This is a genomic window from uncultured Campylobacter sp., from assembly GCF_938018035.1.
Taxonomy (GTDB): domain Bacteria; phylum Campylobacterota; class Campylobacteria; order Campylobacterales; family Campylobacteraceae; genus Campylobacter_B.
Genome location: NZ_CALIJF010000371.1, coordinates 1 through 5971, shown reverse-complemented (window position 1 = coordinate 5971; position 5971 = coordinate 1). Strand labels below are relative to the sequence as shown.

General features: G+C 42.6%; 5 protein-coding genes. 2 read left to right on the top strand and 3 right to left on the bottom strand.

Translation table 11 applies throughout. The features are described 5' to 3' along the window. Together Q0257_RS11260 and Q0257_RS11255 are read left to right on the top strand one after the other, a co-directional pair. Nucleotides 1-1811, top strand: a 1811-nt coding sequence (locus Q0257_RS11260) for a fumarate reductase flavoprotein subunit (RefSeq protein WP_298024858.1), incomplete at its 5' end; no start/stop codon positions are given. Beyond that, the gene (locus Q0257_RS11255; RefSeq protein WP_298024856.1) at nucleotides 1804-2541 is read left to right on the top strand and encodes a fumarate reductase iron-sulfur subunit; all 738 of its coding nucleotides are present in this window, start codon (nucleotides 1804-1806) and stop codon (nucleotides 2539-2541) included. The genes Q0257_RS11260 and Q0257_RS11255, both read left to right, overlap by 8 nt. A gap of 265 nt (nucleotides 2542-2806) precedes the next feature. On the opposite strand, the gene Q0257_RS11250 is transcribed toward Q0257_RS11255, so the two are convergent. The 3 genes from Q0257_RS11250 to Q0257_RS11240 form a co-directional block, all read right to left on the bottom strand. Beyond that, the gene (locus tag Q0257_RS11250; RefSeq protein ID WP_298024855.1) at nucleotides 2807-3388 is read right to left on the bottom strand and encodes a hypothetical protein; all 582 of its coding nucleotides are present in this window, start codon (nucleotides 3386-3388) and stop codon (nucleotides 2807-2809) included. Beyond that, on the bottom strand, nucleotides 3385-5196 hold the full coding sequence (locus Q0257_RS11245; protein WP_298024853.1) for a P-loop NTPase fold protein: 1812 nt from the start codon (nucleotides 5194-5196) through the stop codon (nucleotides 3385-3387). Before Q0257_RS11245 ends, Q0257_RS11250 begins: the two co-directional genes overlap by 4 nt. Nucleotides 5197-5316: 120 nt before the next feature. Continuing rightward, complete coding sequence (locus Q0257_RS11240) at nucleotides 5317-5592, bottom strand: DUF6150 family protein (protein WP_298024852.1); 276 nt, start codon at nucleotides 5590-5592, stop codon at nucleotides 5317-5319. Nucleotides 5593-5971: the final 379 nt, after the last annotated feature.

Sequence of the window (5971 nt, the reverse complement as noted above, 5' to 3'; positions counted from 1 at the left end):
TTGCCGATACCGTAAAAGGAAGCGACTGGGGCTGCGATCAAGATGTCGCTAGGATGTTTGCACAAACGGCGCCTAAGGCGATCCGCGAGCTTGCGGGCTGGGGCGTTCCTTGGACCAGGATTACTAAAGGCGAGCGAAGCGCTATTATCAATGCTCAAAAAACCACGATCACCGAAAAAGATGAGGTTCACGGACTTATTCACAGCCGCGACTTCGGCGGTACGAAAAAATGGCGAACCTGCTATACCGCCGACGCTACGGGACATACGATGCTTTTTGCCGTTGCAAACGAAGCGCTAAAGCATAACGTAGATATTCATGATAGAAAAGAAGCGATCGCATTAATTCATGCAAACAACCGCTGTTACGGCGCAATCGTGCGCGATTTGGTTACCGGCGAAATTAGCGCATACGTATCAAAAGGTACGTTGATCGCTACAGGCGGCTACGGCAGAGTTTATAAACACACCACAAACGCCGTCGTTTGCGAGGGCATCGGCGCAGCTATCGCGCTTGAGACGGGCGTCGCGCAGCTTGGAAATATGGAAGCGGTGCAGTTTCACCCGACCCCTATCGTTCCGAGCGGAATTTTGCTTACCGAGGGTTGCCGCGGCGACGGCGGAATTTTACGCGATGTGGACGGCTACCGCTTTATGCCGGATTATGAGCCTGAGAAAAAGGAACTTGCTAGCCGCGACGTCGTAAGCCGCCGCATAATGGAGCATATAAGAAAAGGCAAGGGCGTCAAAAGCCCTTACGGCGAGCACGTTTGGCTTGACATATCGATCCTCGGACGCGAGCATATCGAGAAAAATTTACGCGACGTGCAAGAAATTTGCGAAATTTTCAACGGCATCGATCCTGCCGACACCGAGGTAATAACCGACGAGCAGGGCAGGAAGCGCGGCAAGGGCTGGGCTCCGATCCTTCCTATGCAGCACTACTCGATGGGCGGCATCAAAACAAAAGCTACGGGCGAGAGTCCGACTTTAGCGGGACTATTCAGCGCCGGCGAGGCTGCGTGCTGGGATATGCACGGCTTTAACCGCTTGGGCGGAAATTCCGTCGCCGAAACCGTCGTCGCGGGCATGATCGTGGGCGAGTATTTTGCTGAGTATTGCCAAGGACACGACGTCGATATCAATACGCACGATATACAAAAATTCGTAGATAAAGAGCAAAACTACATGAAAAGCCTGCTTGAAAAAGAGGGTAAATTTAACGTATTCGAGATCAAAAACAAGATGAAAGACGTGATGTGGGAGCACTGCGCAATCTTCCGCACCGGCGAGGGATTAGCCAAAGCCGTAAAAGAGCTTGAGGAGCTTTACAAGCAGTCCTTGGACGTCAAAGTAAGCAATAAAGAGCTTTTCGGAAACCCGGAGCTTGAGGAGGCTTACCGCGTGCCGAAGATGCTAAAGCTTGCGCTTTGTATCGCCAAGGGTGCGCTTGATCGCACCGAAAGCCGCGGCGCGCACTTCCGCGAGGATTATCCGAAACGCGACGATCTAAACTGGCTAAAACGAACGCTTGCAAGCTGGAAGGAGGGCGATACGATGCCTACCTTGACCTATGAGCCGCTTGATATTATGAAGATGGAGATGCCGCCTGCGTTCCGCGGATACGGCGCCAAAGGCAATATCATCGAGCATCCAGACAGTGCCGTGCGCCAAAAAGAGGTCGATGAAATTCGCGAGAAAATGCAAGCCGAGGGCAAAGGCAGATATGAAATTCAAGAGGCATTGATGCATTATGAATTGCAGCCAAAATATAAAGCACCTAACGAAAGAGCAGGTATAGGATATGAGTAGAAAAATAACAATAAAGGCATTTAAGTATAATCCGCTAAGCAAAATTTCAAAGCCGCACTTCGCTACTTACGAGCTTGAAGAGACCGACGGAATGACGCTGTTTATCGCGCTTAACGTGATTCGTGAGAGATTTGATCCCGAGCTAAGCTTCGACTTCGTTTGTCGCGCGGGTATCTGCGGTAGCTGCGGTATGCTCGTAAACGGCAAGCCGCAGCTTGCGTGCCGCACACTTACTAAGGACTATCCGGACGGCGTGATCGAGCTTATGCCGCTTCCGGTTTTCAAGCTGCTAAAAGACCTCAGCGTTGATACGGGCAACTGGATGAACGCGATGAGCAAACGCGTAGAGAGCTGGATCCATACCGATCACGAAACCGACATCTCAAAGCTTGAGGAGAAGGTCGAACCTGAGGTCGCACAGGAGGTTTTCGAGCTGGATCGCTGCATCGAGTGCGGCATCTGCGTGGCGAGCTGCGGTACCGCGATAATGCGAAAGGATTTCATCGGCGCCGTCGGTATCAACCGCATAGCGCGCTTTCAGATCGATGCGCTGGATAAACGCAGCGACGAGGATTTTTACGAGCTAATCGGCGATGATGACGGAGTATTCGGCTGTATGACGCTGCTAGGCTGCGAGGACAACTGCCCTAAGCACCTTCCGCTTCAAAGCAAAATCGCATATGTTCGCCGCAAGCTTGCCGCTCAGGGCAAATGCGGCTGCGGCAAATAAAATTTAAGCGGGATCTTCCCGCTTAAATTTATCTTCCAAATTTCGCTTTTTTAAATTACAGACTACGATCATTCAAAATTAAATTTATGCTTGGATGATTGAATTTATAATATTTTTTTTTGATACTTCGTTTATATGGCAAGCGCTTAGATAATATATATTATAGAAATTATAAAAAGGTTACATGATTGTAGATTATAGTAGAAAATTCCAATTCTAAAAGCTCTAAGAGCTTTAAGGTTAAAATTTTACAGATCATTTAAATTTATAGATACTCTTTGCCTAACAGCCATAAGTATTGATCGATTTGGCGTAACGAGTAACGCTTAAGATTATAAAATTTTATGAATTCTCTCAAGATGCGACTAAATTCCTTATAATTTTTTAGGTCATCTCGCTTGAATTCGCAAAATTTATCTTTTTTTGCAAAGTATAAAAGATCTTTTTGTACGAAAGAATCAAAGATTGCATAAACGTCTGCTTGATGATGTGCGCAGTATTTACTAGCAAATGAATAAAAATTCCTACTTTTACCGTTTTTCATCGTAACGATTGCAATATCATTTATTAAACCTAAATCACCTGCCTTTAGTCGTTTATCAATGTCTAAATTTAGGATATGCTTTGCAACTCTAAATGTGTCTAAAATGTTTGTGCTATAAAAATCGTTTAATAAACAGACCTTTATAAGCACATCTTCTATCATTTGATTTGTAGGACGCTGTGCAAAAATTTCCACGATGGCTTTTTCTTGTAAAACATAATTACCGAGCGTCTCCCATTTTCTCAAATATTTTTCTACCTCTACTTCACAAGGGCGCGGAATATTGGTGATCTCTTTACTCATAAATTTCTTCCTAGCTTTGTTTCGATTTCAAATTTATCTCTTACGCAGTCAAATACTTTACAAATGGCGCCGAATAGTGTAATGTCGCCAGGCTTTACTTCGCCTGCGGAGACATAGAAGCTCTCATACGCTAGGGTTGGTACATATTGTCCTTCGTCCATCGGGGCTTTGATTGGAGCCTGCAAACCCGCATTTTCTAGTGGATTTTCACCACCTATGTATTCTTGCCATGAGTCGTAATCTTTGCCCGGGCGAGTCCCTCCATTTTGCAGTACATAAAAGTATAAGCTTAATGCTATTTTGCCACTCTCTATTGGTATTAAAGCTATTTGAAAGCTAGGAGTTATACGACCGCGCCCATTTGAAGCCTCTACACTTTGCGCGCGCGTAACTACTATATAGCAGTTTGTCGTATCGCCTCTGCGGTAAGTTTGATGGAATTCACAGCTGTAGTGTTCATTTAGCTGCTTGCAAAGCGCTTCGGCAATAGCTTTGTTTGCGCCTCTAGAATTCTCCGTTCCTCCTTTAGTATCGCTAGGTGTAGCAGTTGAGGTTATAGACGAATACTTTAAAGCCTTTTTTAAAAGCTCTGTTTCGTTCTCGTCTATAACGCCGTTATTATCGCTATCTAAAAGAGATAAAATTTCATTGAAAAACTCAGTAAAATTTGCCTTTTCATCGTCTGTTAAGTCTTTCGCCGAAGCGAATATATCACTTTTGCAATCTATCAGCTTCTCAAATAACTCTTCGCTTATAAGCTCTTGATTTTGCACCAAGAGCTTATACATATATTCAAATTTATTTTGCATGCAAAGCGTAGCAAAGAGTATCAATTTGCTATCGTCTTTTAATTTCTCTTCGGCTATGCTGTTTATTACGAGCTCAAGTAGATTGTAAGAGTTAAATAGTCTTTTCATGCTGCGCGGATTATTACCGATAGAAAGCTTAATAATATTTGTTAATCTAGCCAACTTGTCTTCGCTTCGCACATTTATACTTAAATTTTGCAGCGCATTTTTTACGTAATTTTTGATATCATAAATATCGATCGGCATTTTAAACGGTACTTGAATAATTTTATCGAAAAAGCTTTTTGCTTTTTTAGGCGTTATATCTGAGCTATATTTTTCGCGCACACCTTGAAATATGACGCTAGAATCGACCGCTAGGATAAATACGCACTTTTCACAATCTAAATAATTTTTTAGAACTTCTAAAAGCTCGACTGCGCGTGATGGGTTTAGCCTATCCAAATCATCGACGAAGATTACTAGCTTCTCTTTGTTGCGAGCTTTGAGTGCAAAATTTACGCATTTTTCAAATTCGGCACGTAAATTTTTAACTTCAAGTGCGGCGTAAGTAGGAGAACTTTGGTTTAAGCAATCCATAGCGTTTCCTACCGCGGCACCTATTTTTTCGCCTAAAAATCTATCGGCGGCGAGGGTTACGGCGTTTCTCGCGATAGAACCTATGGAATTTAGCGCTTTATCAAAGCCCTTTCTGACCTCGCCTTTGGCACCGATGGATTCTACTATTTCGCGCATAAATGAAACTGTAAGCTCGCTATCTAGGTTAAATTGCGAATATTGCCACGTATTAAACCAAACTGGATAAATTTTTGTATCTAACTTTTCACGTGTCATTTCCATCATAGATGTTTTACCAGAGCCCCAATCGCCTTGAATAGCTATCGTCAGTGGAGTGGAGCACATACCGATAAACTTAGCAAGCCCTTCAATATACGGATTTAGCCCAAAAAGATCATTTTTAGCGGGTAGATCGGTAAAAGTGGCAGTATTTTTAGCCATAGATTTTCCTTTTTAAATTCCATAAGTTATTTTTGAAATCTTGAAGATTTTACCCGAAACTTCGAGAATTTCGGGCAGAATTTCATCGAAATTTTAAAAATCCGAGCGAATTTTTAAAATTTACAATCTACCTTGTGCTGAGTTCGACTTTTGCCATTTTGCTTTATATTCGCTATTAACGAAGCAAATTTTAAAATCGGCTCTATTTTCGTTATTGGTGTAGGCGATCTTCGTGTAGCCATTTTTATCTTGGTCTACTACATACCATAGCCCATCGCTTTTTGCTTTGTAATCCTGATTTACTACATAAACTAAAAGATCTGCCTTGTATTCTTTATCTGTTACGAACACCGTAAAATCGGGATGAGAACTCTTTGTGATACAAATTTTTGCCATTGCTTCTCCTTTGAAAAATATTTAAAATTGTACTCCCTTGCTTATTAAAATTTATTAAATTTGAAATGTAAACTGGCTTAAATTATTATCTTGATTTCTGCTTTAATTAGAATTTCGGAATGGAGCTAATTCTATTTCTGAAATATTAAAATTCTATATATTACGCTTAAATTTAGACTATAAGCGGTTGGAATTCCTAAATACGGCTACAAATTCTTAAATTCTATCTCCAACTGCTTGCGCCAGTCTTGTAGCGAGCGCTCTGCGCCCGCGGCGTATTTTTCGATCAGAGCGTCTGTTTTATTTAGAAACTCAAATAGCTTACCCTCCCACACGGCGGGGTTTAGGTTGCTTTGATGCATCGTTTTGATATAGACTA